This is a genomic window from Bacillus sp. AFS077874, from assembly GCF_002566505.1.
Classification (GTDB): domain Bacteria; phylum Bacillota; class Bacilli; order Bacillales; family Bacillaceae_G; genus Gottfriedia.
In genome coordinates, this window is the sequence record NZ_NUYF01000009.1 from 26,980 (window position 1) to 53,430 (window position 26,451).

23 protein-coding genes, 1 pseudogene, 1 riboswitch and 2 other annotated features are annotated in these 26,451 nt (G+C 33.0%); of the genes and pseudogenes, 18 read left to right on the plus strand and 6 right to left on the minus strand.

Annotated elements, in window-relative coordinates:
- Positions 1 to 58 precede the first annotated feature (58 nt).
- The 6 genes from COJ46_RS10485 (at position 59) to COJ46_RS10515 (ending at position 7,831) form a co-directional block, all read left to right on the plus strand.
- Positions 59 to 673, plus strand: coding sequence for a DUF6944 family repetitive protein (locus COJ46_RS10485; protein ID WP_097979184.1), 615 nt, complete (start codon positions 59 to 61; stop codon positions 671 to 673).
- A 254-nt stretch (positions 674 to 927) separates the two neighbouring features.
- The gene (locus COJ46_RS10490; RefSeq protein ID WP_097979183.1) at positions 928 to 1,647 is read left to right on the plus strand and encodes a sigma-70 family RNA polymerase sigma factor; all 720 of its coding nucleotides are present in this window, start codon (positions 928 to 930) and stop codon (positions 1,645 to 1,647) included.
- 30 nt (positions 1,648 to 1,677) lie between these two features.
- Positions 1,678 to 2,262, plus strand: coding sequence for an ATP-dependent Clp endopeptidase proteolytic subunit ClpP (clpP, locus tag COJ46_RS10495; RefSeq protein WP_069034684.1), 585 nt, complete (start codon positions 1,678 to 1,680; stop codon positions 2,260 to 2,262).
- A 197-nt stretch (positions 2,263 to 2,459) separates the two neighbouring features.
- Positions 2,460 to 2,951: a quercetin 2,3-dioxygenase gene (locus COJ46_RS10500; RefSeq protein WP_097979182.1), complete on the plus strand. Its 492-nt coding sequence runs from the start codon at positions 2,460 to 2,462 to the stop codon at positions 2,949 to 2,951.
- Between the two features lie 80 nt (positions 2,952 to 3,031).
- On the plus strand, positions 3,032 to 3,751 hold the full coding sequence (locus COJ46_RS10505; RefSeq protein WP_097979181.1) for a nucleotidyltransferase domain-containing protein: 720 nt from the start codon (positions 3,032 to 3,034) through the stop codon (positions 3,749 to 3,751).
- A gap of 537 nt (positions 3,752 to 4,288) precedes the next feature.
- Entirely contained in the window at positions 4,289 to 7,831 is a 3,543-nt protein-coding gene (locus COJ46_RS10515) for a S8 family serine peptidase (RefSeq protein WP_098565910.1), read from the plus strand.
- Between the two features lie 70 nt (positions 7,832 to 7,901).
- Here the strand turns inward: COJ46_RS10515 and COJ46_RS10520 are convergent, their stop codons facing one another.
- The gene (locus COJ46_RS10520; RefSeq protein ID WP_097979178.1) at positions 7,902 to 9,020 is read right to left on the minus strand and encodes a GerAB/ArcD/ProY family transporter; all 1,119 of its coding nucleotides are present in this window, start codon (positions 9,018 to 9,020) and stop codon (positions 7,902 to 7,904) included.
- Positions 9,021 to 9,178: 158 nt separating this feature from the next.
- Between COJ46_RS10520 and COJ46_RS10525 the strand changes: the two genes are divergently transcribed.
- The 4 genes and pseudogenes from COJ46_RS10525 to COJ46_RS10540 form a co-directional block, all read left to right on the plus strand.
- Entirely contained in the window at positions 9,179 to 9,634 is a 456-nt protein-coding gene (locus COJ46_RS10525; RefSeq protein WP_097979177.1) for a GNAT family N-acetyltransferase, read from the plus strand.
- Positions 9,635 to 9,803: 169 nt separating this feature from the next.
- Positions 9,804 to 10,787 (plus strand): ketoacyl-ACP synthase III, encoded by a 984-nt coding sequence (locus COJ46_RS10530; protein ID WP_176522686.1) that lies wholly within the window; start codon positions 9,804 to 9,806, stop codon positions 10,785 to 10,787.
- A 283-nt stretch (positions 10,788 to 11,070) separates the two neighbouring features.
- Positions 11,071 to 12,033, plus strand: a complete 963-nt coding sequence (locus COJ46_RS10535; RefSeq protein ID WP_097979176.1) for an NAD(P)H-dependent glycerol-3-phosphate dehydrogenase — start codon at positions 11,071 to 11,073, stop codon at positions 12,031 to 12,033.
- Positions 12,034 to 12,199: 166 nt separating this feature from the next.
- Positions 12,200 to 12,303, plus strand: a riboswitch (purine riboswitch).
- A gap of 265 nt (positions 12,304 to 12,568) precedes the next feature.
- A pseudogene (locus COJ46_RS10540) lies at positions 12,569 to 13,327 on the plus strand (5'-methylthioadenosine/S-adenosylhomocysteine nucleosidase); the annotation flags it as partial.
- A 108-nt stretch (positions 13,328 to 13,435) separates the two neighbouring features.
- Here COJ46_RS10540 and COJ46_RS10545 read toward each other — a convergent pair.
- Positions 13,436 to 14,014 carry a DUF2087 domain-containing protein gene (locus COJ46_RS10545; RefSeq protein WP_098565911.1) on the minus strand — a complete coding sequence of 193 codons (579 nt, stop codon included), beginning with the start codon at positions 14,012 to 14,014 and terminating at the stop codon, positions 13,436 to 13,438.
- A gap of 475 nt (positions 14,015 to 14,489) precedes the next feature.
- Here COJ46_RS10545 and COJ46_RS10550 point away from each other — a divergent pair, with 475 nt between their 5' ends.
- The 3 genes from COJ46_RS10550 to COJ46_RS10560 all read left to right on the plus strand — a co-directional run bounded on the left by COJ46_RS10550 (position 14,490) and on the right by COJ46_RS10560 (position 17,357).
- Entirely contained in the window at positions 14,490 to 15,767 is a 1,278-nt protein-coding gene (locus COJ46_RS10550; protein ID WP_098565912.1) for an MDR family MFS transporter, read from the plus strand.
- Between the two features lie 121 nt (positions 15,768 to 15,888).
- Positions 15,889 to 16,590, plus strand: a complete 702-nt coding sequence (locus COJ46_RS10555; RefSeq protein WP_098565913.1) for a hypothetical protein — start codon at positions 15,889 to 15,891, stop codon at positions 16,588 to 16,590.
- Positions 16,591 to 16,835: 245 nt separating this feature from the next.
- Positions 16,836 to 17,357, plus strand: a complete 522-nt coding sequence (locus COJ46_RS10560) for a GNAT family N-acetyltransferase (protein ID WP_097979172.1) — start codon at positions 16,836 to 16,838, stop codon at positions 17,355 to 17,357.
- A gap of 77 nt (positions 17,358 to 17,434) precedes the next feature.
- Here the strand turns inward: COJ46_RS10560 and COJ46_RS10565 are convergent, their stop codons facing one another.
- Positions 17,435 to 17,836 (minus strand): ester cyclase, encoded by a 402-nt coding sequence (locus tag COJ46_RS10565; RefSeq protein WP_097979171.1) that lies wholly within the window; start codon positions 17,834 to 17,836, stop codon positions 17,435 to 17,437.
- A gap of 89 nt (positions 17,837 to 17,925) precedes the next feature.
- Between COJ46_RS10565 and COJ46_RS10570 the strand changes: the two genes are divergently transcribed.
- Positions 17,926 to 18,879, plus strand: a complete 954-nt coding sequence (locus COJ46_RS10570) for a helix-turn-helix transcriptional regulator (protein ID WP_097979170.1) — start codon at positions 17,926 to 17,928, stop codon at positions 18,877 to 18,879.
- Positions 18,880 to 18,925: 46 nt separating this feature from the next.
- Here the strand turns inward: COJ46_RS10570 and COJ46_RS10575 are convergent, their stop codons facing one another.
- On the minus strand, positions 18,926 to 19,411 hold the full coding sequence (locus tag COJ46_RS10575) for a GNAT family N-acetyltransferase (RefSeq protein ID WP_097979169.1): 486 nt from the start codon (positions 19,409 to 19,411) through the stop codon (positions 18,926 to 18,928).
- 190 nt (positions 19,412 to 19,601) lie between these two features.
- Positions 19,602 to 19,833, plus strand: a binding site (T-box leader).
- Between the two features lie 45 nt (positions 19,834 to 19,878).
- Positions 19,879 to 20,106 (plus strand) — a binding site (T-box leader).
- Positions 20,107 to 20,164: 58 nt separating this feature from the next.
- On the opposite strand from COJ46_RS10575, the gene COJ46_RS10580 reads away from it, so the two are divergent.
- Entirely contained in the window at positions 20,165 to 21,496 is a 1,332-nt protein-coding gene (locus COJ46_RS10580; protein ID WP_097979168.1) for an amino acid permease, read from the plus strand.
- A gap of 75 nt (positions 21,497 to 21,571) precedes the next feature.
- Here the strand turns inward: COJ46_RS10580 and COJ46_RS10585 are convergent, their stop codons facing one another.
- Positions 21,572 to 22,312: an MBL fold metallo-hydrolase gene (locus COJ46_RS10585; protein WP_097979167.1), complete on the minus strand. Its 741-nt coding sequence runs from the start codon at positions 22,310 to 22,312 to the stop codon at positions 21,572 to 21,574.
- Positions 22,313 to 22,433: 121 nt separating this feature from the next.
- Entirely contained in the window at positions 22,434 to 23,003 is a 570-nt protein-coding gene (locus COJ46_RS10590; protein WP_097979166.1) for a TetR/AcrR family transcriptional regulator, read from the minus strand.
- A 312-nt stretch (positions 23,004 to 23,315) separates the two neighbouring features.
- Here COJ46_RS10590 and COJ46_RS10595 point away from each other — a divergent pair, with 312 nt between their 5' ends.
- The 3 genes from COJ46_RS10595 (at position 23,316) to COJ46_RS10610 (ending at position 26,348) form a co-directional block, all read left to right on the plus strand.
- The gene (locus COJ46_RS10595) at positions 23,316 to 24,527 is read left to right on the plus strand and encodes a multidrug efflux MFS transporter (RefSeq protein WP_097979165.1); all 1,212 of its coding nucleotides are present in this window, start codon (positions 23,316 to 23,318) and stop codon (positions 24,525 to 24,527) included.
- A gap of 128 nt (positions 24,528 to 24,655) precedes the next feature.
- Positions 24,656 to 25,528 carry an AraC family transcriptional regulator gene (locus tag COJ46_RS10600; protein ID WP_097979164.1) on the plus strand — a complete coding sequence of 291 codons (873 nt, stop codon included), beginning with the start codon at positions 24,656 to 24,658 and terminating at the stop codon, positions 25,526 to 25,528.
- A 403-nt stretch (positions 25,529 to 25,931) separates the two neighbouring features.
- A complete protein-coding gene (locus COJ46_RS10610; RefSeq protein ID WP_097979162.1) occupies positions 25,932 to 26,348 on the plus strand; it encodes a GNAT family N-acetyltransferase in 417 nt (138 codons plus the stop codon).
- Positions 26,349 to 26,451: the final 103 nt, after the last annotated feature.

The window sequence follows — 26,451 nt, forward strand, 5'->3', positions numbered from 1 at the left end:
TTAGCCCTTATTTCATAATACTACGATAAAGGTTTCTTTTAGCGGATTGGTGGTTGAAATGAGAAGCGAATCGAAAGCAATTGTAGGTTCTGTGATCGTATCAATTGGAACAATAACAGCTGCAATTGGTTCTACGCCGTCCAATTATATAAAAAGTAGTATTCGAGATGACTTATCTCTGATCGGAAATGTTTTGCAGGCTACAGGAAATGGTATTGATGCTGAAGCAGAGGGGACTGTACTTAGGGCAGTTGGAAAAGAAATAACAGCAAGTGGGAATATTACTGTTATTTCAGGGTTGGTTTTTGACATTCGAAAGGAATCATCCTATAAATTATTCATTGCAGGTAATTTGTTACAAGCTTTAGGGTTAGGCGTTAATGTTGGAGAAGCAATTGAGCTTGATCCATTCCCTGGTCAATCCGAAAACATTGTAGGGAGCATAACACAAATTATAGGAAATACATTACAGGCAATTGGGTGGTCAGAAGCAATACATGATCTTATAGAAAATGAAAATAAACAAAAAGAGTTTGGCTTTTATGAGGATTATCTAAAAAAAAGTAATACATCGGAATCTGAAACTTTGGTAGCAACAGGAAGCTGGATCCAAGCAATTGGTTCTGTTATTTCAGTAATTGGAGCAGTGAAAGAAGTAAATGGGGCTAATTAAGTGGTGAGAATAAATATTTGAACCTAAAATTTTAAATACAGACAGAAGCGGGGATAATTTTTTCTCGTTTTTTTGTATTGTTAGAAAACAAGTTAGTTATGTTAAAATGCATTAAAAGTAGAAAATATCATAATGATAGAAGAGTTTTAAGATAAATTACATAAATTAAATAAAAAAACTTTTTATCCCCGTATCTTTTTATGCTCCTATTTTCGTTTAAAGGGTAGAGAGTGTTGATAAAGGAGTGAGCACGAATGTATAGTAAGCGTAGTCTGCACAGCATAGAAAAAGGAAATCAGGATGAAAAGTCTGATGAATTCTACTGGAAGGAGTACTATCCAAAACTGCAACGCTATTGTCATTTTCTAGCCCAAAATGAATGGGATGGTGACGATATCGCTCAAGAAGCCTTTTTTAAAGCAGTAAAATACTATAATAATGAAAAAATGAATTCGGCTTTGTTAAATAGGATAGCTTACAACCATTGGATCGATACTTTACGAAAAAGAAAAGATGAACTGATTATTCCTGATGTTGAACTTTCCCAATGTGCAACTGATCATCCACTTGATAATAAAATAAATAGTGTAGAGCTCTTACTTAAACATTTTACGCCAAAACAAGCAATTATCTTTTTTCTAAAAGAGGCATTTCAATATAAGTCTAAGGAAATTGCAGATATCCTAGGAACAACAGAAATAGCCATAAAATCTAGCCTACATCGAGCGAAAAAGCGTTTAGATAAAACCAACAAAGATGACGAATCCCTTTCTGTAGAATATTTTTGGAATGAGGAAGAACGCGAGAAGCTTGAAGAAGTTTTTCATATGGCTCTAGAAGTCCAAGACCCTACGGTATTAATTCAAGCGATTCCTTCCTTAAATCGTATTGTTGAAATTCCTAAAATGTTAATCCCTAATTTCCAGTCAGCTCGAACTCAATCTCCTTCAAGCACTCTCTGCATGGCTGCATAGCCAATTAACACTTTTAAGGAGGATTTTTAAATGACAACAGTTCCTTATGTAATTGAACAATCTAATCGTGGTGAACGTTCATATGATATATATTCCCGTTTATTAAAAGATCGAATTATTATTATCGGTGATGAGATAAATGATCATGTAGCAAATAGTGTAGTTGCACAATTATTATTTTTAGCTGCAGATGCACCTGATAAAGAAATCTCACTTTATATAAATAGCCCTGGTGGGTCAACTTCAGCAGGATTTGCGATTTATGATACGATGCAATATATAAAGCCAGATGTTAGAACAATTTGTACAGGAATGGCAGCGTCTTTTGGTGCGATGCTTTTGCTAGCGGGAACAAAAGGGAAACGTTTTGCACTTCCGAACAGTGAAATCATGATTCATCAACCGTTAGGAGGAGCAAGGGGCCAGGCAACAGAAATTGAAATATCTGCTCGCCGAATCTTAAAATTACGTGAGCATATTAATCAAATAATTTCTGACCGAACAGGACAGTCAGTTGAGAAAGTAGCAAAGGATACAGATCGAGATTATTTTATGAGTGCAGAAGAAGCGAAAGAATATGGAATAATTGATGAAATTCTGTATCCTAATAATTAAATAAATGATCAACGAAAAAGGTTAGCGGTGCTAGCCTTTTTTTGTGCATTGAAGAACCTAATTTGTTTTACTTCAGATATGTTAATAGATACATTTAAATTATTTAGAACGAATAAGCTAATTTTCTATGAATAGCATTAACTAGTACGCTTAAGTTTAAGCTTAAAATAATGTAAATATCGGATGGGGAGGGTTAAATGACTTTCGAACAAAAGAGTATAGCCGACTTTATGCACCGAGGTATTACAGAAGAGAATACTTACTTCTTTTTAAATGATTTTACTTCTATATTAGTAAGTGGGGAAGATACAAATGGGGTTTTTTGTGTCTTGCATTGTAACGGTAAAAAAGATGGTGGACCCCCTCTTCACGTACATGAATTAGAAGATGAAACGTTTTATGTATTAGAAGGAGAAATTACTTTTTTTATTGGGGATCATACAATTTTAGCTAAGGCTGGGGATTATGTATTTGCACCCCGGGGAATTCCTCATACGTTTAAAGTGCGCTCTGAAAATACTCAATTCATTGTTACTGCTTATCCTTCAGGTTTTGACCAATTTGTAAAAGAACTATCTGTTCCATTTAATAAAGGATTCAATAAACCGATAGGTCCTCCTTCAGATGAAAAACTTCAGAAGTTGATTGAGGTGTCAAAAAAATATAAAATATCTTATCCAAGTTTATAAATTTAATAGAAGACTATTTTCTACTTGGAAACTTTTGTATTCTTTAATTAAAAGGTTTTCTTAGGAAAGAGGATACGAAAATGAAGCATTTAAATAAGTTAAACCCAATTGAAGCAGCACAACACTTTATTAAACAGTACTTTCCAAAGTGTCAGGGAGCATTACTAGCAGGTAGCGTAGTCCGCGGCGAAGCAACAGAAACATCTGATCTTGATATTGTTATATTCGATAAAAGCTTTAGCTCTTCATATAGAGAGTCATTAAAAGAATTCGGTTGGGATATAGAAGTCTTTGTACACAATTTAACATCTTATAAACAATATTTTAAAAGTGATTACGAGAGGGCTAGACCTTCGCTTCCACGAATGGTTTCTGAAGGAATCATTTTAAGGGATGAAGGAATAATTGAGGATATTAAAAAAGAAGCAAATGATATTTTAGATAAGGGACCAGAAAAATGGTCAGAGGAAATAATTAAAGTAAAGCGATATTTTATTACGGATGCACTAAATGATTTTATAGGTTCCTCAAATAGAGCGGAAGAATTATTTATAGCTAATACGCTAGCAGAACTAGTAAGTGAATTCGTTTTAAGAACAAATGGTAAATGGATTGGTTCTTCAAAGTGGATCATACGTTCATTAAGACAATACAACGAAGAGTTTGCAAACATTCTTGTAGAAGCTTTTGATTCATTTTATACGAAAGGTGAAAAGAATCGAATAATCAAATTAGTTGATGAAGTTTTGAATCCATTTGGCGGGCAGTTATTTGAGGGCTTTACTTTAGGAAAAATGTAATGTGTAAAGGGGTCATATTTTTATGACTCTTTTTTATTTTGTTGTTTGTTTAGCTAAATATAGTTTCATATTAAGTTTATCTAAGAAAACAAAAAATTATTTGATTAAATTCATAATTTTCGGTATTTTACTTGCAATTAGATGGGTCATTTATCCTGTTTTTCGTCAAGGTTATAGAAATTTAGATAATAAAAATGAATTTTTTGTTAGATTTTTCCCAATTTTCTGTTTAATATACCCGTTAAAAAAGTAAAAAATCCGACAAAATTTTATAAAATTTACCACAAAGTAACAAGTTTTTTGCATATATCTAACAGTGAAACGTATAAATATGATAAAAAAGTTTGGGAAAGATCTTAGTAGGATTCCCCCAATATACGTTCAATTATGTCAGATGTACAATTTAATTGTATTTAATTAACAGCCACGAAAATCAGAAGAATAGGATAACTTAAGTTTGTTATTATATTTAACTATTACTCTATGGATCCAAGGTGGATTTAAGTAAATACAGAATAAAATTGTAGGAGTGTTGTTATGAAAAACGGAAAATTTAAAGCATTTAAAGTTATGTCTACAACTGCTTTAGTTTCATTACTTTTTACATCACTAGCTTTTGCGGACAATGATAACGTTACACCTCAAACTGATTCAACTGATTCTTCTGATGTAACTTTTGATCAAGGAGCATCTTTATTTGCAAAGAATAAAATAGATTTAACTCAAGACTCAATGTATAAAGAAGGAAACAATCAAGAAGTTACAAAAACATTCAAACCAGATGAGACTGTCCATTTAATCGTTGAAGTGGATGAGCCAGCTGATAGCGAGCAAGCGACACCTGAGCATAAAAAAGTAATGTTTAAAGAAAAGCAAGACAATGTAATTGATGAAATTTCAAAAGAAAAAAATGCTAAATCACAAGCAGCTTTTAAAGTGAGACACCGCTACTTTGAAGGTTTTAATGGATTCAGTATTGAAACAGAATATAAAAATTTAAAAGATATCCAGTCGATTCCTGGCGTAAAGCATGTTGCAGTTGCTAGAACATTCCACGAAACGATGGCAGCAAGTAAAGAATTAGTACAAGCTCAAAAGGTGTGGGAGCAATATGGTTATAAAGGGGAAGGCTTATTAGTTGGGGTTGTAGATTCTGGTATTGATTGGACTCACAAAGATATGACACTATCAGATGCAGCTAAAGCGAAAGAAAAATGGACAAAGGATAAATTTGACCAGTTTGCAACAACAACAGCTGTAAATGAAACTTGGTATTCAGATAAAGTACCATCTGGATATGACTGGGCAGACAATGATACGGATGTTATTCCTGGACCAAAAGGTAGCATCCATGGTACGCACGTTTCTGGAACGATTGGAGCAAATGGTGATGATGCGAATGGCGGAGTAGCTGGTATTGCACCTGGAGTTCAACTACTAGCGGAAAAGGTATTTTCTGATAACGGTAATCCCGGAGCTTCAGAGGATGATATTATCGCAGGAATCGAGCATGCTGTTACAATGGGCGCAGATGTAATTAACATGAGCTTAGGAACAGATGCAGGAAGAGTAGACGAAAATTATGATCCAATCCAAAAAGCAATCAGAAATGCGACTGAAAAAGGTACCCTTGTTGTAGTCGCTGCTGGAAATTCAGCATACAGTTCAAAGGCCTTACTAGTTCCTTCAACATTACAACCATATGCGGAAAATCCTGATATTGGAACTGTTGGTTCACCAGGAGTAAGTCCATTTGCATTATCAGTTGCTTCCTATGAAAATACTAAAATTCATATGAATGCAATTTCAGATGGAAGTCTAGCGGTTCCTTTCAAGGACCATACTCAATATGGACAAGCATTTAACGTATCTAATAATCTATTACCGAATACAAATTATGATTTGGTATATGTAAATGAAGGAAAAAAAGCGACTGATTATCCAAAAGGAAAAACGAATTACATTGCCGTAGTTAAACTTTTAAATTCATATAGTACAGTTTCATCTATACAATTTACTGCAAAGGCAGCAGGAGCAAAAGCTATCATTATGATACCACCTTCAAACTGGCCTGATTATGCAACTCTACCAGTAACTCCATCTGCAACACCAACTGCTTCAACAAGTAAATCGATTGGTCAGGCATTATTAGATAAAATGAGTAAAATGCCTACTGGGCAATATTTAAGTATGAAAAATATCGGCGATTATTGGGTAGATAATCCAGATAAAGACACGATGTCTTATTTCTCATCAATGGGTACGACACCTACATTAGACTTTAAACCAGAAATTTCGGCTCCGGGTGGAAACATTTATTCAACAATTCCTGGAAATAAGTATCAAGTAATGAGTGGTACATCAATGGCTACACCACATGTTGCAGGTGGTTCAACATTAGTATTACAATCACTTTATGAAAAAGGATTAAAACACTCAGAAGATACAGTTTTAAAAGCAAAAGTTGCATTAATGAATACTTCTAAAATCGTGATGGATCCAAGAACAAATAGTGAAGTTCCATATTCACCACGTATTCAAGGTTCAGGTTTAATGCAAATTCAAAATGCGATTAATACACCAGTTATTGTGACAAATCGAAACGCTCCTTTAGAACAGGCTGGTTCAGTAGCATTAAAAGAGATCGGACAAAATACAAGCTTTAAATTAAACGTAGATGCTTTTGATGCACCTAAAGGGAAAAATAATAGTGCTGATATTGAATACAATGTATATGTTGATTTATTAAAAGATAAAACAGAAACAAAGCAATTTGATTTAGACCATGATGGACAATTAGATTCAAAAGATTATTTAACCTTATCAAGTGAACAAATTAAGGGAGCAACAGTCACTGTAAATGATAATATCGTAACAGATAAAATAGGATCTACATTGAAAATCAAACCAGGTCAATCAAAAATGTTAACGGTTAATGTATCATTACCAGATTCATTAAAGAAAAATAGTTTTGTAGAAGGATATGTTCGTCTTGTACCAGTAGCAAAAGACCAAGATAAAGCTGTAACGATAACTATGCCTTATATGGGCTTCTATGGAAAATGGGATGAGCCACGAAACATCGATGCTCCAGCTTGGGAAAAAGATTCCTTTGCAGGTCGTACAGCACTTTGGAATGATAGTACAGAGGGGGGAGCGCCATTAGGATATAATGGAATAGGATTTGATTTAAATCATATTGCTTTCTCGCCAAACTATATAGATAAGGGAATTTTTGGTGGAATGAGCGTTTTACGTAATTTAGATAAAGCTGAGATCTCTATTGAGGATTCTACGGGCAAACAACTCAGATATCTAGGTGACTATAGTGAGTATACTGGAACTGGAGAACCTTGGAAATTTAATAAAAACATAATGTTTAATCAAGATTATGGTTATAATTTATATCAATGGGATATGAAAGACTTATCAGGTAATTTTGTTCCTGATGGTACTTACTATTATGTAATTAAAACAACTTTAGCCTCTCCAAACGCTAGACCACAAACTGTTAAAATGCCAATGATCGTTGATTCAGTTGCACCAAAAATTTCTAATATTAAGGTAACTCCAAAAGACGGTAAATTTGTCATTACATTTGATGCGACAGATAATGCAACCGACTTTAACTTTGCCGATATTTATGTAAATGGAGCATTTTATGAACTAAGACCTGGCGAAACGACTTTGACAGTTAATTCAGAACCAAAAGGTATGGTATTTAGATCTATTGATTATGCAGGAAACATGGCTTGGACAACATGGGGAGATCAAAGTTATAATAAACAAAGTATGATAATGACAACTTGGGGCATTTCTCCATCTACTGGTGTAAACCAATCTAACCCAGCTAAAATTTCTGTTCTCGGTTATAATAGAATAGACTGGACGATTAATATTAAAGATGCTAGTGGAAAACTTGTCGATTCAGCGACATTCGAAAATGAGCATACATTTAGGACACCATGGGCACCAGATAAAGATCTACCAAATGGCACATATACAGTTACTGTAGATGGCGTTACAAAAGACGGCTTTAAAGTAACATCAACGCCTAAAACTATAACGGTTGTTCAATAATACTAAATTGCAATAATAAACAAAGGCTCAGTGAAAACTGAAGCCTTTTGTTTTGTCTTTTTAATTTTCGTTAATTGTAATTCAAGTCTTCTTTATTGCTTTTTAGTTTACCTTGGATTAGGAGAACTAGTAATAAACTAACCGGAATAACAATTTGAAGTGGAATGTGAAGCAAATACGGTACTAAATCGATGCCCTCTTTATGATGCTCAAGAAAATTAGAAGCTACCCATAAGGAAGTAACAACAGTAATAATGCCAATAGGATAGACTAGTTGGTCACTTTTCTTTACATTAAATAAATCTGCAGCCCCAGATACCGCACAATAAAAGTAAATTGTAATTTTTACAAAGGCGTTGCATACAGCAATTACAACAATGAAAGTATCCAATCTTTGAATAAAATCGGCAATATTAATATAACTAACTGCTGTTAAAAGAGGGTAGGTTGTTCTTTCAATAACAGATGGGCCTAATATTGCTGTATTTAATACTGCAAATAAGGTTAAGATAAGTCCGGAAAATAATAAGGACGGTATTCCTACTTTTATTGCTAAATTTTGTTTACTTAAATGTGGCATAATCATTGTAAATGTCAGGATTTCACCAAAAGGTACGGTTAAAGAAATGGGAAAAGCCTTAAAAATTGGTTTCCATCCGTTTTCTAAAACGGGTCTTAAATTATCAATTTTTATTAAATTTGAAATGATTTCAAATCCTATAAATAGAAATGTAAGAAAGATGATCATGATAAATATAAATTCACTAGATCGAGCGAATGTTTCTAGTCCTTTAGAAATTGCATACATGATTAATAACATCATAATTAATCCAATTGAAATTAAAGAAGAAGCATTATACAGAGTGATTGTTAATAAATCCTCAAAATCACGTAAAGACCGCGCAGCAACATAAAGAAAATATAAGATGTATACTAGTGCTAATATTTTCCCGACATATTTCCCTAAAATGATTTGAATATATTTTGTTAAGGGTAGTTCAGGAAATAACGAATATAACTTAATATACACCGCAAAGATTAAACAAGCTGCAAAGAGTCCTATTAATAAACTAATCCATCCATCTTGTTTAGCTCTAGCATATATTTCGACTGGTGGAGAAGCACCGACCCCAAACATAAAAATCATACAAAAGAATTGAAAACCACTTATATTTAATTTACGATTCATTTGAATTCCTTCTTTTGACTTTTATTTTTTGTTCTATATATTTATTTTTTCCATAAAATTCTATTTTATTAGGGTTTAGATAAATAAACTAGTCAGAAGTTTGTTGAAAATTTAGTATAATAATAGCAATCATAAAAAAGGAATGAGGTGGTCATTTCGTGTATATTAAGGTTGATGATTTAACTGGAACTGAGGTTGCGATGTTAATTAGTGAGCATCTACAAAGTATGACACTGCATTCTCCACTTGAAAGCATACATGCTTTAAATCTTGAAGGATTAAAGAAACCGGAAATTACGTTTTGGAGTGTATGGGAAAAAAATGAATTAGTTGGATGTGGAGCTCTAAAAGAACTTGATCCATTACATGGGGAAGTAAAATCAATGAGAACTTCTTCAGCTCATTTAAGAAAAGGAGTGGCAAGGCGCATGCTCCAACACATCATCGAAGAGGCGAAAAGTAGAGGCTACAAGAGAATAAGTTTAGAAACAGGTTCAATGGAAGCATTCGATCCAGCAAAAAAACTATATGAACTCTTTGGATTTAAGTATTGTAAGCCTTTTGCTGATTATAAAGATGATCCTAATAGTGTTTTTATGACATTAGAATTGTAATATTTTTAAGTAAAGTTGCTGTTGTAGCAACTTTATTTAGTTTAATCCCCAACTAATTCCCCATAAATTAAAAGAATAAAAAAATTTTAAAATAAAATTAGTACCTAGTATTAATATCTGGTGATATAATATGGGAAAGATATTAAAAAATATGACTGAGGTGACCATAATGCAAAATTCGAAAGCACGTATCACTGCAATAGGTTCATATGTACCAGAAAAAGTATTAACAAATAAGGATTTAGAAAAAATAGTTGAAACAAATGATGAATGGATTGTAAAGCGAACTGGCATAAAAGAGAGAAGAATTGCAAATGGAAATGAATATACGAGCGACTTAAGCTTTAAGGCAATAAAAGATTTGATGGAAAAATACAATAAGGCTGTTGAAGATGTTGATATGATTATCGTTTGTACTTTAACGCCAGACTTCAAAACGCCAAGTGTTGCTTCAATTATCCAAGCAAAGCTTGGAATAAAAAATGCTGGGGCAATTGATTTAAATGCTGCTTGCGCAGGTTTTACTTACGGTTTGTATATGGCAAATGGATTAATTACATCAGGATTAAATCGAAAAATTCTAGTAGTTGGGGCAGAAACTTTATCTAAAATAACCGATTATGAAGATCGCACTACTTGTATTTTATTTGGTGATGGCGCTGGTGCAGCTTTAGTAGAGTATGATGAAGAACAACCTAGCTTCATATCCTCATACTTAGGATCAGAAGGTGAAAAAGGGAAACATCTATATTGTTCAAATTTATCAAATCAAATGTTTGGCGAAGAGATAATGAATAACAATAATATCATTCAAAATGGACGCGAAGTATACAAATGGGCAGTTACGACAGTACCAAAAGGAATGCAAGCTGTATTAAACAATGGATCCACTTTATTAAATGAAGTCGATTGGTTTGTTCCACATAGTGCAAATTTAAGAATGATTGAATCCATCTGCGAAAGAAGTGAATTTCCAATCGATAAAACACTAAATAGCTTAGTAGATTGCGGAAATACATCATCAGCCACGATTCCATTATCTTTAGTTAAGGGAGTTAAGGAAGGGAAACTTAAATATGGAGACAAGGTTTTACTGTATGGTTTTGGTGGTGGATTAACTCATGCAGGATTACTTATTAATTGGACTTTGTGAAATAGCAATAGGTTACTCATGAAAGGTTCATGAGTAAGTAAAAATGCAAAAAGAAGAAAAAAGGTTCCTCATGAGGGGTTCATGAGTAAGTAAAAAAGCAAAAAGAAGAAGCATGTTCCTCATAACTGGCTCCAGTAGCAACCGACTTTAGTTATGAGACCAATTGACAAACTAATTTTTCAGTAATCCGAAGAAGTCTAATAAGTTATCTAATTAGACTTCTTGTTTGTTTATTTGTTTAGTCCAGTTACTCGATAATAAATTTTGGAAGGAAGAGTAATGTATGAATGTATCTGTCTTAGGCTGCGGTAGATGGGGAACTTTTTTAGCTTGGTATGCTAATCGAGTTGGCCATGATGTAATTTTATGGGGAAGAGCAAGCTCTAGAAATTATATAGGCTTAAATCAGACAAGAAAAAATGACTATTTAAGCCTACCAGATGGAATTGAGTTAACGAGCTCTTTAGAAGGTGCATTATCATTTGCAGAAGTCATTATTATATCAATAAGCGCCCAAGAGCTAAGAACATTTGCAAACGGCTTAAGTCAATATAATGAAATACAAGGTAAAACTTTTATCCTCTGTATGAAGGGCATAGAATCTACTACTGGAAAAAGGCTTACACAAGTCTTTTGTGAAGAGGTGGGGAAATATAGCAATGTAGCGGTTTGGGTAGGACCTGGCCATGTACAGGATTTTGTAAGAAATATACCAAATTGCATGGTTATTGGTTCGGAGAATATTGAAGTAACAAAACAGATTACTAAAGCATTTAACAGCGAGTTAATACGATTTTATTACGGACAAGATTTAATTGGTAATGAAATTGGAGCTGCAACAAAAAATGTCATGGGAATAGCTGCAGGAATGCTGGATGGATTGAAATATAGTAGTTTAAAAGGCTCACTGATGGCTAGAGGCACAAGAGAAATTTCTCGTTTAATAAGAGCAATGGGTGGAAATGATTTAACAATTTACGGTTTAAGTCATTTAGGAGACTACGAGGCAACACTCTTTTCAATGCATAGTCATAATCGAAAGTTTGGACAGGCATTTGTTGAAGAAAAACCTTTTGATAAATTAGCAGAAGGGGTTTCTACAATTAAAGCTTTAAAGGAACTTTCTGATCAGTATGATGTTGAACTACCGATTTGTAACGCATTGTTTGAAATTATTTATGAACATAAAAATGCGAAAGACACTTTAGAGGAATTATTTTTAAGACCAATAAAATTCGAATTCTAAAAATTGAAATTTTATTTCAGTTTTTTTTAGAAAAAGATAACGAAAACATTGTTTTACACAAGTTGATTCTAATATTTTCTGTAAAATACGAATGTTATTATATATTTCTTTAAAAAAGTTCATGTTTTTATTGAAAATATATTTCGAGTTTGATATATTAGCAGTGTAATCATTCATAAACATTACTCGTATATGCTCAGTAATATGGTCTGAGCGTTTCTACCTGGTTCCCAATGAAAGAACTAGACTACGGGTTAAAGTATACTTGGTTTCGTTTTTTGTAACCAATAATGATGGTTGGCATTTATTGCTGATCGATACTTTAACTTTCGTAGGTCTAGAAGGTAGAGATTGTTCTACTTTTTCTAGACCATTTTTTTTGACTAAAACATCGAGTGTGATCATCATCAAGGGGGAAAAGACATTGTTAAAAAAATACGGTTTATTAGGTATCATTTCGACATTATTAATCTCAGTATCTGTAGGTTATAACTTTAAATCGAACACTGCAGAAGCAAAAACTAAACATCTAAAACCAATTATAATTGAGGGGCCAATGCCAATTGAGGCTGAAAAGTTTGCAAGTCAGCTAAAAAATGTAAAAATTGAAAAATCAGGTAGTTTCGTATTTTACAAAGGTACTTTAGATAATTATCCAGTTATTGTAGCAAAAACAGGTAAAGGTATGGAAAACACTGCTGCTGCTACAGCGATTGCAATTGAAAAATATAAACCAATCGCAATTATTAACCAAGGGACATCTGGTGGTCATGATCCAAATTTAAATGTTTTTGATATCGTATTAGGTAAAAATACAACTAATATTGGTTCTTTAAAAACAGAAACGAAGGACGAAAACCAAGGAATTGATGCAACGGAGTGGAAACCAATGGACTTAATGGCTTCAGAAGGTAGTGCAGGTGAAGATCCAAATGCTGAAAAACCACGTTTTTACGAAGGTAATAAAGATTTATTAGCAGCTGCAAATGCTGTGAAAAACAAATACACTAAAGGTAAGGTTGTAGAAGGTACAATCGGATCTGCAGACGTTTGGAACAATGAAGTTGATCGCATTAAATGGTTCCATACTAAATACGGAACTTCAGTAGAAGAAATGGAAGGTGCAGCTGCAGCTCAAATCTCTCAAGCATATAATGTAGCTTTCTTAGGAATTCGCGTATTATCAAACAATAAAACAAATGGCGGTAAATATGATCCAACTACAGCTGATGCTTGTCAGGGGTATGTTATGGAAGTAGTTAAGAAATATATTTCTACAAATCCAAGTAAATAATTAGTTAGAAAAAGAGATATTTTAAAGTATCTCTTTTTCTTTTTTTAGGATTCTGTCAATAGATTTTATTTTACTTAAATGCTAGTTTTTCTCTTCTTTTTTACCCAATTATTTTAACCACCATAATTCAACTGGATTTAATTCATACTGATTATTTTCGCGATACATGTATTGACACATAATGAGCTCTCGTCTCAAAGTAGCGTAATCTTCATGAAATTCCTTCAAATATTCATTGATTTCTTTTTCTTGATAAACTCTACCAAATTCTAAGCCTTTAATCATATGCTCTAAAACTACAAGCTTTTTCTTTCGCTGAGCAGGATAAATTTTAAGTTTGCCTTCTTTAGTAAAGAAATTATTGATAATGCTTGAACGTTCACTATCAGTAACTGACATTTCCATATTGGAATCTCCTCCTGTTCCTACTGTAAAAATTGCTTTCGCATTCATTTCTAAAATTTTTGTATTTAGAGAGAAATAGATTGTATTTTTATCTCGGCGCTCTTTAATCAGACCAACCTCTCTAAGCTTTGACATATGATGGGTAATTGTTGGGGGTTTAAGACTTAATTTACTGGCAATTTCTTGCCCACTTAAATGACCTTGCTGGAGTAAAGCAATAATGCGTACACGAGTAAGATCACCTAAAGCTTTATGAAAATCTACAATTTTACTTAATTGCACTTAATATACACCTACTTTTATACTTATCTAATTAGATGATAGTCTAATTACAACTTCTTTTCAATAAGTAGAATTCACGATACGTAAATTTAGTTATTTTTTACTAAATTAGATACGAAATTTTGTTGGACTGTATGTGAAAGATCAGGAATCTTACTATTTTACTTCGAAGGCACTAAAGTAAAGAAATGTGGTGAAAATAGTGAGGCTGCCATCATACCTGAACTGTGGCATTACAAAATGATACTCAAACAATTTTTTAAAACAAGTCAAATTGGTTTGCTTTAGGCATTCCAATTTTTCTCATTTATATAGGGAAAAAGTATTAGGGTTGCATATTGGCATAATCGGAAATAACTGCTATGCTAATTAAGTGAAAAGTTTAAAAAGGGGGAATTTTCATGCAAATAATGGGTATACCTGGTACTAGTATAAACCGAAGGAGATTTAATAGATAAAGAGAGGTAGAAAGAGCGTGGGGATACTGAAGTTTCACAAAAATATTAAAATTCGATTACTTGAATCGTTCTTAAGTTCGTCAATTGGAAGTATGATTTTTCCATTTATGGCGATTTATTTATCTAATCATTTTGGGGTAAAACAAGCAGGATTACTTTTGCTTGTAAATGTATTTATAGGCATTATTATGAACTTTTTTGGGGGATATTTTTCGGATCAGTTTGGTCGGAAAAAGGCGATTGTATTTGCCGAAACACTTCGATTACTTGCGTTTATTACGATGATGCTTTGTAATTCACCTTGGTTTACATCACCTCTTATTACATTCTTTATGATGACTTTGAATAGTATTTGTTGGGGACTAGCAGGGCCAGCTAACCAGGCAATGTTAATAGATGTGAGTAAGCCAGAGGAACGAAAGCTTATGTACTCAATCATGTACTGGTCGAACAATTTATCAATTGCGATTGGTGGCATGCTTGGAGGATTTTTATTTAAATCATATTTATTTGAACTATTATTAGCACTATCAGTTGCTTCACTTGTTACTTGGGTCTTAATTACGTTCTTTGTTGAAGAAAGTTTAGTTACTGAAAAGACGGAAACAAAGACGATTTCTCATCATGCTCAAAAAATGATTTCAAATTATCGTGAAGTTTTTCAAGATAAGCTCTTTATTCTTTATGTACTGGCAGGTTTGCTAGTACTTTCAATGGAATTCCAATTAACAAATTATATAAGTATTCGATTAGCGAATGATTTCCACACACAACATTTATTGAACTGGACATTTGGTGGAATCGAGATGAATGGTTTCCTACGTACAGAAAATACGATACTAGTAGTTGTAATGGCACTTTTCGCTTCTAAAATAGTAGGAAAATTGGATGATCGAAAAACGTTAATATGGAGTTGTATTGCATTTGTTGGTGGATATGCAGTGATTTCATATAGTAACTCTATTTGGCTATTATTTATAGCAATGTTCATCGCAACAGTTGCGGAAGTATTAAGAGTACCGGTTCAACAAAACTATATGGCTAACTTACCAGCTGACGAAACAAGGAGTTCCTATATGGCGGTTGTAGGTTTAACATTTAATTTAGCGATGTTTATCTGCTCGATAACCGTTTCTCTAAGTGCATACTTATCGAATTTCGCGACCTCTTTCTTTTTAACAAGTTTAGGTGTAATCGGTATTCTTATATTTGTACGAATTACTCCTGCATTAGAAAGAAGATTGAAGGGAGAAATAGTGCAGGAGCAGGGACAGACTGCTGGAATAAATTCTTAAGTTACAGGGAGTTGCCTTTTGCAGCTCTCTTTTTTTTGTGGAGAAGGTGAATAGGCAAAGCCTTTAGCTTGAGGTTATATTTTCCATATTAGGACAACTTAATGGTAAAGGTGGCGTTTTTATGAACCGACGTTTAATCGTTGTTTTAATCAGTACTTTTACATTTTTTACTTGTTCTTCCGTAAGTGCGCGACAAGCTGAACGAGTGGTTATGAATGGGATTCCAAGTGATGTGTGGCAGGAAAATATCTATTTAATCGCTGACCGAATTGATCAGAAAGAATACCGAAATTTTGATGTTCAAATTGGAAATGAAGGTTATTTATATCACTTCCCAACATGGAAAAGTGGGAAGTATGGTACGAAAATGTTTAGTGAAGATTTAAATAAAGATAAACAAAATGAAGTTATGATCGTATTGGATAATTTTAATGATCCGATTCATTTATTGCAAATTAGTACTAACGATGACCAAAGCGAAGAATATAAGGAAGTTCCAATTGAATCGGTGCCTGAAGCCGTTAAACGTCTTGTGGAAATGGAGAAAAAAGGGGATATTGTAACGATAACAACTAAACAAAAAACTTATAAAGTTAATTTGAAAACGTTAGGGTTTAAAGATACGTCTTCTGACGATAGTGTATATACCCACGTACCGGTTGACTATATGGTGGAGAAGAAAAAACTAGTTGCCGATGCTGTTGTAATGATTTCAACCGATGGTGGAGGAGCGATTGGAAATTTGAAGCTTTTATATGATTGGAATGAAAAGAAATATGAGGTTCAGACGATTACTTTTGAGAAGTATAATCGGAAAAGGTAGTAAAGAGCATCTGTTGAGGTGCTTTTTTTTGTTAAAAATAGAGAATCGCAAATGAAAAAGAGTAATCGCAATTAAAAATGGCAAACCCACAATTAAAACCCCGAAATGCTCTTATAAGTAGCTAGTTTAATTAGGAGATTACTACTTTTTACGTCACTACAAGGAAAACTCAAGAAAAATTGAAGGACTTTTCATCACTATGAAGGTATATATATTTTTAAAAAGAGTGGTGCGAGGTGGAAGATTTGATTATTAGGAAAGCTACAATGTCAGATGCGAAAGGCATTGCTAAAGTTCATGTTGATAGTTGGAAAACTACTTATCGAAATATTATACCTAACGAGTTTTTAGAGAAGTTGTCATATGAACAAAGAGAAAAATTGTGGAATTATAATCTTTCAAAAGAGGGGGATTATGTAGTTGTTGCTGAAAATGATGGCGGGGAAATTATAGGTTTTGCGGATTGTGGAAAAAGAGAGAGGAATCAAGTCGAACACTCTGGTGACTTAACATCTATTTATCTTCTTGAGGAATATCAAGGTAAAGGAGTAGGAAAGCAATTAATGAAACAATTATTCCTTCAGTTTCAAAAATGGGGTTATAATCGGGTATTCGTCGAGGTTTTAGAAGACAATAAAACACGCTATTTCTATGAATATTATGGTGCTGAGTTGTTGAAAACAGATAAGATTACATTTTCTGGAACTGAATTGAAATTACTAACTTATGAGTGGAGAAATGTAAATCAAGTATTAGCTAAATTGTAATAAACTCGAATTTTACTATTTAATAAAACACAATAAAACTACCAACTATTCAATAGGAATAGTTGGTAGTTTTTATGTTATTTTGGCCCTAATTGATTCATAAGAGTTGGTGTATCAAATAATCCACGATGAGATAAAATTTTACCATTTTCTACTTTGAATTCTCTAAATAAAAATACTTTTACCGAATTTCCGGTTGGGGCATTTCCTCTAAAAAATCCAGAGTTTGTTCCTGTGAATTCCAGTCTTGTGATAACAGTTTCTCCTTGGGAGACAATTTCTTCAATCGTGTAATGGCTATCTGGGAAGCCTGTGAAAATTACGTTAGCGAATTGTTTTAATCCTTCTGTTGAACCGTAAGAGTAATCTTTGTAATCAAGTGATAAATAATTGGTGGTGCTGTCTAGTTTGTTCTGATTCCAGAAAACCTCAATAAACTCTTTTACTAATTTTTTATTATTCTGTTGGATTGATTGCATAGCATGATTCTCCTTTTTGTTTGGCTTAACACATATGATAAATTATAATAGTGACAAAAACTGTCATAGTTATAAAATAAGGTGAGAATATGTCTGCGAAATCAAAACGATTAATTGAACTATTGATGCTCGTCAATCGGAAGCGTAAGTTTACAGTTAAGGAATTAGCTTATGAATTTAACGTTTCTACTAGAACAATCTTAAGAGATTTAATGGAATTAAGTGAATTAGGGGTGCCTTTATATTCTGAGGTTGGTCCTCACGGTGGATATCAGGTGTTGAACGAAAGAGTTTTACCTCCAATTACTTTTACAGAAGAAGAAGCAGTTTCAATATTTTTTGCTAGTCATGCATTACGACACTTTTCCACACTTCCTTTTGAAGCGCAATCTAAATCCGCTTTGAAGAAATTTTATGCTTACTTACCTACTGACGTTAAAGATCATATTGATGAAATGAAAAATCGGTTTGATTTTTTCATACCAACAAAACAAGCAAAATCCCCATTTCTGCCAATACTATTAGAGACTTCAATTCGACAAAATGTACTTAGTATTGAATACGAGTCGTATAAAGGAAAGTCGTTTCGAGAAATTCAGCCACTTGGAATTTATGCGAGCAATGGTTTATGGTATTGTCCTGCATATTGTTTTACTAGTCATGATTATCGTTTATTTAGATGCGATAAAATTGTTTCGATAAGTCATGAAGTGGAAAATGAGCCGCTTGATTTGCCGCAAATACCACTTGGAAAGAAATTGAAAAGTATGAGAGAAGAAAAATTAATTAAGTTTTACGTGGAGCTTAGTAGGGAAGGGGTACAAAGATGTGAAACAATAATTGATCCGAGGTTTAAGGTACAGACCCGGGAGGACGGAACTGGGTGGATTAAAGATTGGATTACACAAAATGAAATACCTTTTTTAGCTCAAATATTCATTGCCATTGGAAAAGATGCGTCTGTGAAGGAACCGACCGAGCTAATCCAAAGTATAAGGGAGAAGCTTTCTGAAGTTTTGGAGTGGTATAAAATTGAATCATAAAGTCTTATATAAATATCAAAAAAACTGTAATAAAGCTATCGCCTTATTACAGTTTTTTAATCATGTTATACCATTTTACTCCACCATGTGTTGAGCTAGAAATACCGTTATTGATGAAGCCATGGTTTTCGTAAAAATGAATTAAGGTTTCTTTACATGTAAGAGTAATTGAATCACGTTTTTTTTCTTTTGAAACTTTTTCGATATGAGAAAGCAATTTTGATGCGATCCCTTTATTTTGGTTTTGTGGAGCAACTGCTATGCCTAAGATACTTTGATGGCCACCAGTAGATGGATTTTTTTTAATTTCGCTAAATAAATCATCTGTAATGAAAGTCTCATTTATAACAGGACCATTTACTAAACCAACTAATTTACCATTTTCCTCAGCTACAAAAAAACTATCGGGAATTAATTTAATGCGTTTTTCGAATGCCTGTTTTGTTGCCGCCTCTTCTTTTGAAAAACATAGATGCTCAATTTCTACCAGTTCAGTTAAATCTTCCAATCTTACATTTCGTATGTTTAGCATGATTTGATTCCCTCCATTTTTTCTTAATTATATTATATTAATTTCACAGCTTACAATCTATTTAAACTAGCATTTTGTATAGTGATTGAACAAAATGAAATAAAAAGATGTTGACAGAATTATGAAATAACCCCTATAATACAAAACATATTAAAAAAAGAAACAAGCTACTAATGATAGATTAATATAGTTTTAAGCAATGAAGGGAATTTAAGTAGTACTTATCTCAATGTAATAGAGAGCTGATGGTTGGTGGAAATCAGTACAAAGATAAGGATGAATTTCGGTCCTGGAGCTATTTTTTTCGAAGTAAAGTTTAATCTTTACTGAGGGAAAAACGGTCAAATTTGATCGATATCAAATTCTTAAGAGGCAGAATATTTCTGCAACTAGGGTGGTACCGCGAATAATTCGTCCCTACTGATACAATCAGTAGGGACTTTTTTATTAGTTTAAAACTGAATATAGAAAATGCAATGAAGGGAATACAGTAATGTTTGTTTCACTGTTTAAGAGAGCTGGTGGATGGTGTGAATCAGTACATAAACAAGCATGAATTACAATCCTGGAGCATCTTTTTTAAAAGTAAAGGTCGACATTTACTTTGAAAAAGACGGTCATCGATCGTTAAATAAAACAAGTGGCAGATTCAATTCTGCAATTAGGGTGGTACCACGGTGAAAATCGTCCCTGTCGTTAGTGGCAGGGGCGATTTTTTTTATAAAATTACAAGCTAGAAAGAGGAGATAGAAAATGGAATTACAAAAAAATTTACTACCAAGACATATCCGTTTCATGGCACTCGGTGGTGCAATAGGCACTGGTATTTTTAAAGGGACATCAGAAACTGTATCGATTGCAGGACCTGCAGTTATTTTTTCATATTTGTTTGCTGGATTATTACTACTTGTTGTGATGAGTGCGATTGCGGAAATGGCTATTGCGTTTCCAGGTTTGAATATGAAAGGATTTATTCGTAAAGCGTTTGGTACAAGAGTGTCTTTCGTAATTGGTTGGTTGTACTGTTTTATGTGGTTAGTTGTTTGTGTTATTGAAGTAATCGCAGCCGGTAGCTTTCTACAATATTGGTTTCCTTCAATGTCGTTATGGTCTTTAAGTTTTATTAGTGCAATTTTTATTGTGGCCGTTAATTTTATGAATGTGAAACGATATGGTGAAATAGAATTCTGGTTTGCAGGAATTAAAATTACAATGATTGTTTTATTTATTGCGTTAGGCGCTGGAATTTTATTTGGAATTATTCCAAGTGATCATAGTGGTTATGTACAAAATTATGTTGGGCATAAAGGATTTTTCCCACATGGCTGGTCAGGAGTATTTTCTGCTTTATTAATAGTCATTTTTTCTTACGGTGGTTCAGAACTAATTGGATTGACTTTAACAGAAACAAAGGATGCTGAAAAAGTAATACCAAAAGTTATAAAAGGGGTTATTTGGAGAATTGTTTTATTCTACACGCTTCCAATTCTGATTATTTGTGGATTAATTCCATGGAATGAAATTGGTAATCAAGAAAGTCCATTTGTTCAAGTTTTATCAACAGTAGGTTTTCAAGGTTCAGCTCATATTATGAACTTTGTATTAATTACAGCGGTATTATCTGCTGCAAATTCAGGTATTTACGGCTGTACTCGTATGATGTATTCGTTAGCAACTGAGGGAGAGGCGCCAAAGGTTTTTGCAAAAATTTCTAAAAATGGTGTACCTGTTTATACGGTTATTGTAAGTGCAATTATTTTAATTGGGGGCACTTTTGTAGCTTATTTTTCTCCAGATCGCGTATTCGGTTATTTAATGGCAATACCTGGATTTACAGTATCATTAGTATGGTTCAGCATTTGTTTAGCACAATTAAAGCTCCGTAAAACTTATACTAAGCTGCCACACTATAAAGTATGGGGATTTCCGTACGTAACATCATTTACAGTAATTGCATTAGGTGTGAGTTGTATAGCTTTTGCATTCAGTGAACAAAACAGGTTAAGTATTTTTGTATGTTTAGGGATGTTAGTTGTATTAATTTTATGTTCATTTATTAATAGAAAAAAAACAGAATCAGTCTGAAACTCAAGTTTTTTGTACTTTGTTACACATACACTGAAGGGCACCTTATTTGGTGCCCAAATATACTGCATTAAATTATTGATTGTTAGCCAATGCTAAAAGCTGTTCATTTACATTTTCATTTACAACTCCGCCATGGTAACAAATGATTGTTTCAATATCATATTTTGTTAATTGTTTAATGGATAAAAGAGCTGTTTCCATATCAGGTGTGGCATTTGGATTTGGCCCCATAATTACGCCATCAGCCGCGACAACAGCATCACCTGCGATTAAAGTTTTGCTTTGTTGATGATATAAACAAATGTGACCAGGAGTATGTCCAGGTGTAAAAATCACAGTGATTCCACCAGCATATGGTAAAACTTCTTCGTCAGATAGAGTTGTATTAACTTTAGCATTTAGTGGTGTATTATAGATTGCTTTTATTTTTTTTCCTATTTCTTCAGGAACAGATTCAATCATTTTTGCGATTCGCTCTGGATTTACTTTAATTAAAGCTTTATCGCCTTCAATATATGGCTTGTCTTCTTTATGTGCTAGTACTTCAATTTCTTGATCAGCAGTTTTTAAAAACTCAGCAAGGCTCCCGATATGATCAATATCTTGATGTGTAAGAATGATTTTAGAAAGCTTGTTAAATTCCAATCCCGCTTTTTCAATCGCTTCACGAATTTCCCCAGTTTGCCCTGGCATTCCTGTATCTACTAAGATCACTTCTTGTTCATCCCTAAGTAATGTTGGGTGAATAATATTTACCTGTCCTGTAAAGTTCATTTCTAATTCAATTGTTTCAATACCTTTAGCTATTTTCATTTAAATGGTAAAAGCATTTATTGCCTTTACCACACCTCCCTTTGTTATATGTGAGCACTAAACTAGACATCTAAGGAAAGTTGCCTAGTTTAGTGTTCACATTTTTTATTGCTAAAAACTTTTACTTTTGCGTTTTTGAAACAGAAGAAATAAAGTCATCAATCATAACGTCAAAGCTGTCATCTACATTTACTGGATGTTGGAAATATCCAAGGAAATTCATCGAGACAAATCCGTGTAAAATGCTTCTTAATGCTCGGCCTTGATGAATTAATAAAGTAGGGTCCGTAATATAAAATTTTAGAATTTGATGAATAATTCCAGTTGTTTCCCTAGCAAGTCGTTTAACATCATCATTTTCTGTACTCGGGATATTCATAAAAAGTCCATAACCAGTTCTATTATCAAATGCAAAATCACGGTATACATAAGCGATTTCTCTAATCGCTTGTTCACCACTTTTACCGACTAATCGCTGCATTAAAGTCGAATTTAATTTATTTAAAAGTGAAATCGTCATTTTCAATTTTAAATCGTCCATATTCGCAAAATGGTTATATAAAGATGGATATTTAATATCTAGCTTCTCTGCAATTTTTGGAAAAGTAACTTGATTAAGTCCGATTTCATTAGCCAATGAAAAAGCTACTTCAATAATTTTTTCTTTTGTTAAATTTCTTTTTTGAACCATTTTTTTGCTCCCGTCTCATGTTTAGGTAAATTGTTTTTTTAAAGTATATATAGGCTGATTTCTACTGCCAATCAACTAATGTCCTTAAAGATACAATACCTAAATACAAAGTATTTTTAAAGAGAGACTATATTACTGAAAATAGTTTAACACTTCTAATGATAATTAGTAAACTATATAATATAATTTACAAACTATAAAATATAGTTTAGTGTTATATGTATACTAGAAACTTATTGTTATTTTTTATTTGTCTCATTCTTGAGATTTTTTTATAGTGATTTTATTTTTATCAAAAAGGAGGGGGACGTGATGTTATTGTGGAAAAGAAATTTGATTGTTTGCTGGTTCGGAATGTTTGTAACAAGTATTGGAATGAGCCAACTTGGTCCGGTATTACCCCTATATATTGATAAACTTGGTGTTCATAATTCTGCATTAATTAGTCAATTTTCAGGTATTGCTTTTGGGGTAACTTTTATTATTTCAGCCATTTTTTCTCCTATTTGGGGTTTGGCAGCGGATAAGTTTGGACGTAAACCAATGCTGCTAAGAGCAAGTCTTGGTATGTCAATTATCATTTTTTGTATGGGTTTTGCACATAATGTCTATGTTTTAATTGGTTTAAGACTTTTACAAGGTGTCATTACCGGTTACGGTACAGCTTGTACAACTTTAATCGCAACGCAAACAGATAAAGAGCATGCGGGATCGGCATTAGGTACACTTTCAACTGCAAGTATAGCAGGTTCATTACTTGGTCCGATGATTGGAGGTTATATTGGAGAGACTGTAGGCTTACAAAATGTGTTTTTTGTAACTGGTGGACTCATGATGGTTGCATTTGTTACAACAGCATTATTTGTAAAAGAATCATTTACTCGCCAAGATAAAAAAGTGCTTAAGTTTAAGGAAATATGGAGTATTATTCCAGATAAAAGCTTAATGATTACTATGTTCATTACTTTTTTTGTTTTAACAATAGCGCTTTATTCGATTGAACCGGTAATTACGGTCTATATTTCTCAGCTATCTGCTCATTCTACACATGTTGCATTGTTAGCGGGTATGGCATTTTCAGCATCAGGCTTGGCAAGCATTATTGCCGCTCCGAGATTAGGTAAGATTTCAGATCGAATTGGTCCACATAAAGTTATATTCGTTGCACTAATTGTTTCAGGTCTAATGGTTATTCCCCAAGCATTTGTAAAAAACGCTTGGGAATTGATGGGACTACGATTTATTTTAGGTTTGGCAACGGCGGGCTTAACTCCGGCTGTTAATACATTAGTTAAACGAATTACACCAGATGCCATTACCGGCCGAGTATTTGGATTTAATATGTCAGCAGGATATTTAGGTGTATTTGTCGGTTCCATTTTAGGTGGGCAAATTGGAGCATATTTAGGTGTAAAATACGTATTTTTTGTTACAAGTGCATTATTGCTACTTAATTCAATTTTGGTTTATGTTAAGGTTAATAAGAAATTGAATGTAAAAGAAGATTTTAAATTATCGATCTAAAAAGTTATAATTTTGGGGGAGCTACTTAATGTTGCTCCCTTTAATAATAGTACCCTACATAACTTAGCAAGAAATGTCGGATTGGTTAATTTCGTTCCTGTTATTCTATTGATGAAGGAGGTTATAAAATGGATTTGTTAAAGAATATGAATGATGCTCTAGTATATATTGAAGAAAATCTGACAAGTGAGATCGACTATAAAGAGCTTTCTAGACGGGCTTTTTGTTCTGAGTATCATTTTAAAAGAATGTTTTCGTTTCTTGTTGGAATTTCCCTTTCAGAATATATACGTCGCCGCCGTCTTACCGCCTCTGCATTTGAACTTAAAGATCATAACAAGAAAATAATTGATATTGCTTTAAAATACGGATACAATTCTCCGGATTCCTTTACGCGAGCCTTTCAAAACTTGCATGGAATTACGCCGTCAGAAGCTAGAAATAACGGCAATTCGCTCAAAGCATTTCCACGAATGACCTTCCAATTATCAATTAAAGGGGGAAATGAAATGAACTATCGTATTGAAGAAAAAGAGGCATTTCGAATCGTAGGGATAAAAAAGAGAGTTCCGATTATTTTTAATGGAGTTAATCCGGAAATTGCATCCATGTGGAAAACTTTAACGATGGAAAAGATAACGAAACTAAAAGAACTCTCCAATGTTGAACCGAATGGCATAATTAGTGCATCAACAAATTTTTCTGAAGGTAGAATGGAAGAAAAAGGAGAGCTTGATCATTATATTGGTGTTGCCACTACAAATGACTGTCCAAATGAGTTCATTCAACTTGAAGTTCCTGCATTTACATGGGCAGTATTCGAAGCAATTGGAAAATTTCCAGATGCATTGCAAGAAGTCTGGGGACGAATTTATTCGGAATGGTTTCCATCTTCTAATTACCATCAAGTAGAAGGTCCTGAAATATTGTGGAATGAACAGAAAGACATCACATCACCAACTTTTAAGAGCGAAATATGGATTCCAGTCTCTAAAAAATAAAAAAAGAAAGAGACATATGCTCTTTCAGGTTTCTGAATGATTATTATTAAAGTGATCTAGTTTATCTGAAATACTTTTAAGAATTTGATTCTTCTCTTGTTGAATTTTTAGGAATTTTAAAAGAAACCAAATCATAAAAACAAATGGTGCTATGTAAAATAAAATCGGTATGATTGAAAATAGAGGAAAAAGCATGTTATGCATATTAATTTCACTCCTTTTGGAAGATTATACCATAAGATTTAGATTAAAACCTTCTTATTATTGAAGGTTTTTTTGTTTATAACTTATTCAGTTAGATTCTTGGTTAAGAATGATTTTAAAAGGAAAATAGCGTTACTTAGAGAATGTACTATTAATTAAGAGATGCTATAAGTCGAATACTAAAGTAGGAGAATTAAAAATGAAAATAGTAAAACAATGGGTACAAGAGGATAGTGATTTTATTAGAAAAAAAGTAATTGAATTTAATGCTAAAAACCTTCCTGATGAGAGGAAAGCACCGTCGGAAAATATAAGCTTTGTCGTTAGAAATGAAAAAGAGGAAATAGTAGGTGGAATTACTGGAAGGATGTATTGGCACCATTTATCGATAGACTTCTTATGGGTGTCAGAGGAATATAGACATGCAGGTTTTGGTAGTCAGCTAATCAATCAAATGGAAGAATTTGCAATCGAAAATGGATGTCGCCTTATTAAAGTAGATACTTTTAGTTTTCAAGCTCCAAAATTTTATAAGAAACATGGTTTTAAAGTATTTGGATTAATTGAGAATCATCCAAAAGGGTATAATCAATATTATTTTGAAAAAAGATTATAAGAGACAATCTAAACTTTTAACAACATGAAGTTGCTTTTGCAGCTTATTTTTTTTAGCTAATAAACTTAATGGTATGATTAATTAAAAGTTTGATGTGACTGGA

Coding starts and splice junctions, on each gene's coding strand:
- COJ46_RS10485 (WP_097979184.1), top strand. CDS start 59: ATGAGAAGCGAATCGAAAGCAATTGTAGGTTCTGTGATCGTATCAATT.
- COJ46_RS10490 (WP_097979183.1), top strand. CDS start 928: ATGTATAGTAAGCGTAGTCTGCACAGCATAGAAAAAGGAAATCAGGAT.
- clpP (WP_069034684.1), top strand. CDS start 1,678: ATGACAACAGTTCCTTATGTAATTGAACAATCTAATCGTGGTGAACGT.
- COJ46_RS10500 (WP_097979182.1), top strand. CDS start 2,460: ATGACTTTCGAACAAAAGAGTATAGCCGACTTTATGCACCGAGGTATT.
- COJ46_RS10505 (WP_097979181.1), top strand. CDS start 3,032: ATGAAGCATTTAAATAAGTTAAACCCAATTGAAGCAGCACAACACTTT.
- COJ46_RS10515 (WP_098565910.1), top strand. CDS start 4,289: ATGAAAAACGGAAAATTTAAAGCATTTAAAGTTATGTCTACAACTGCT.
- COJ46_RS10520 (WP_097979178.1), bottom strand. CDS start 9,020: ATGAATCGTAAATTAAATATAAGTGGTTTTCAATTCTTTTGTATGATT.
- COJ46_RS10530 (WP_176522686.1), top strand. CDS start 9,804: ATGCAAAATTCGAAAGCACGTATCACTGCAATAGGTTCATATGTACCA.
- COJ46_RS10535 (WP_097979176.1), top strand. CDS start 11,071: ATGAATGTATCTGTCTTAGGCTGCGGTAGATGGGGAACTTTTTTAGCT.
- COJ46_RS10555 (WP_098565913.1), top strand. CDS start 15,889: ATGAACCGACGTTTAATCGTTGTTTTAATCAGTACTTTTACATTTTTT.
- COJ46_RS10565 (WP_097979171.1), bottom strand. CDS start 17,836: ATGCAATCAATCCAACAGAATAATAAAAAATTAGTAAAAGAGTTTATT.
- COJ46_RS10570 (WP_097979170.1), top strand. CDS start 17,926: ATGTCTGCGAAATCAAAACGATTAATTGAACTATTGATGCTCGTCAAT.
- COJ46_RS10575 (WP_097979169.1), bottom strand. CDS start 19,411: ATGCTAAACATACGAAATGTAAGATTGGAAGATTTAACTGAACTGGTA.
- COJ46_RS10580 (WP_097979168.1), top strand. CDS start 20,165: ATGGAATTACAAAAAAATTTACTACCAAGACATATCCGTTTCATGGCA.
- COJ46_RS10585 (WP_097979167.1), bottom strand. CDS start 22,312: ATGAAAATAGCTAAAGGTATTGAAACAATTGAATTAGAAATGAACTTT.
- COJ46_RS10590 (WP_097979166.1), bottom strand. CDS start 23,003: ATGGTTCAAAAAAGAAATTTAACAAAAGAAAAAATTATTGAAGTAGCT.
- COJ46_RS10595 (WP_097979165.1), top strand. CDS start 23,316: ATGTTATTGTGGAAAAGAAATTTGATTGTTTGCTGGTTCGGAATGTTT.
- COJ46_RS10600 (WP_097979164.1), top strand. CDS start 24,656: ATGGATTTGTTAAAGAATATGAATGATGCTCTAGTATATATTGAAGAA.
- COJ46_RS10610 (WP_097979162.1), top strand. CDS start 25,932: ATGAAAATAGTAAAACAATGGGTACAAGAGGATAGTGATTTTATTAGA.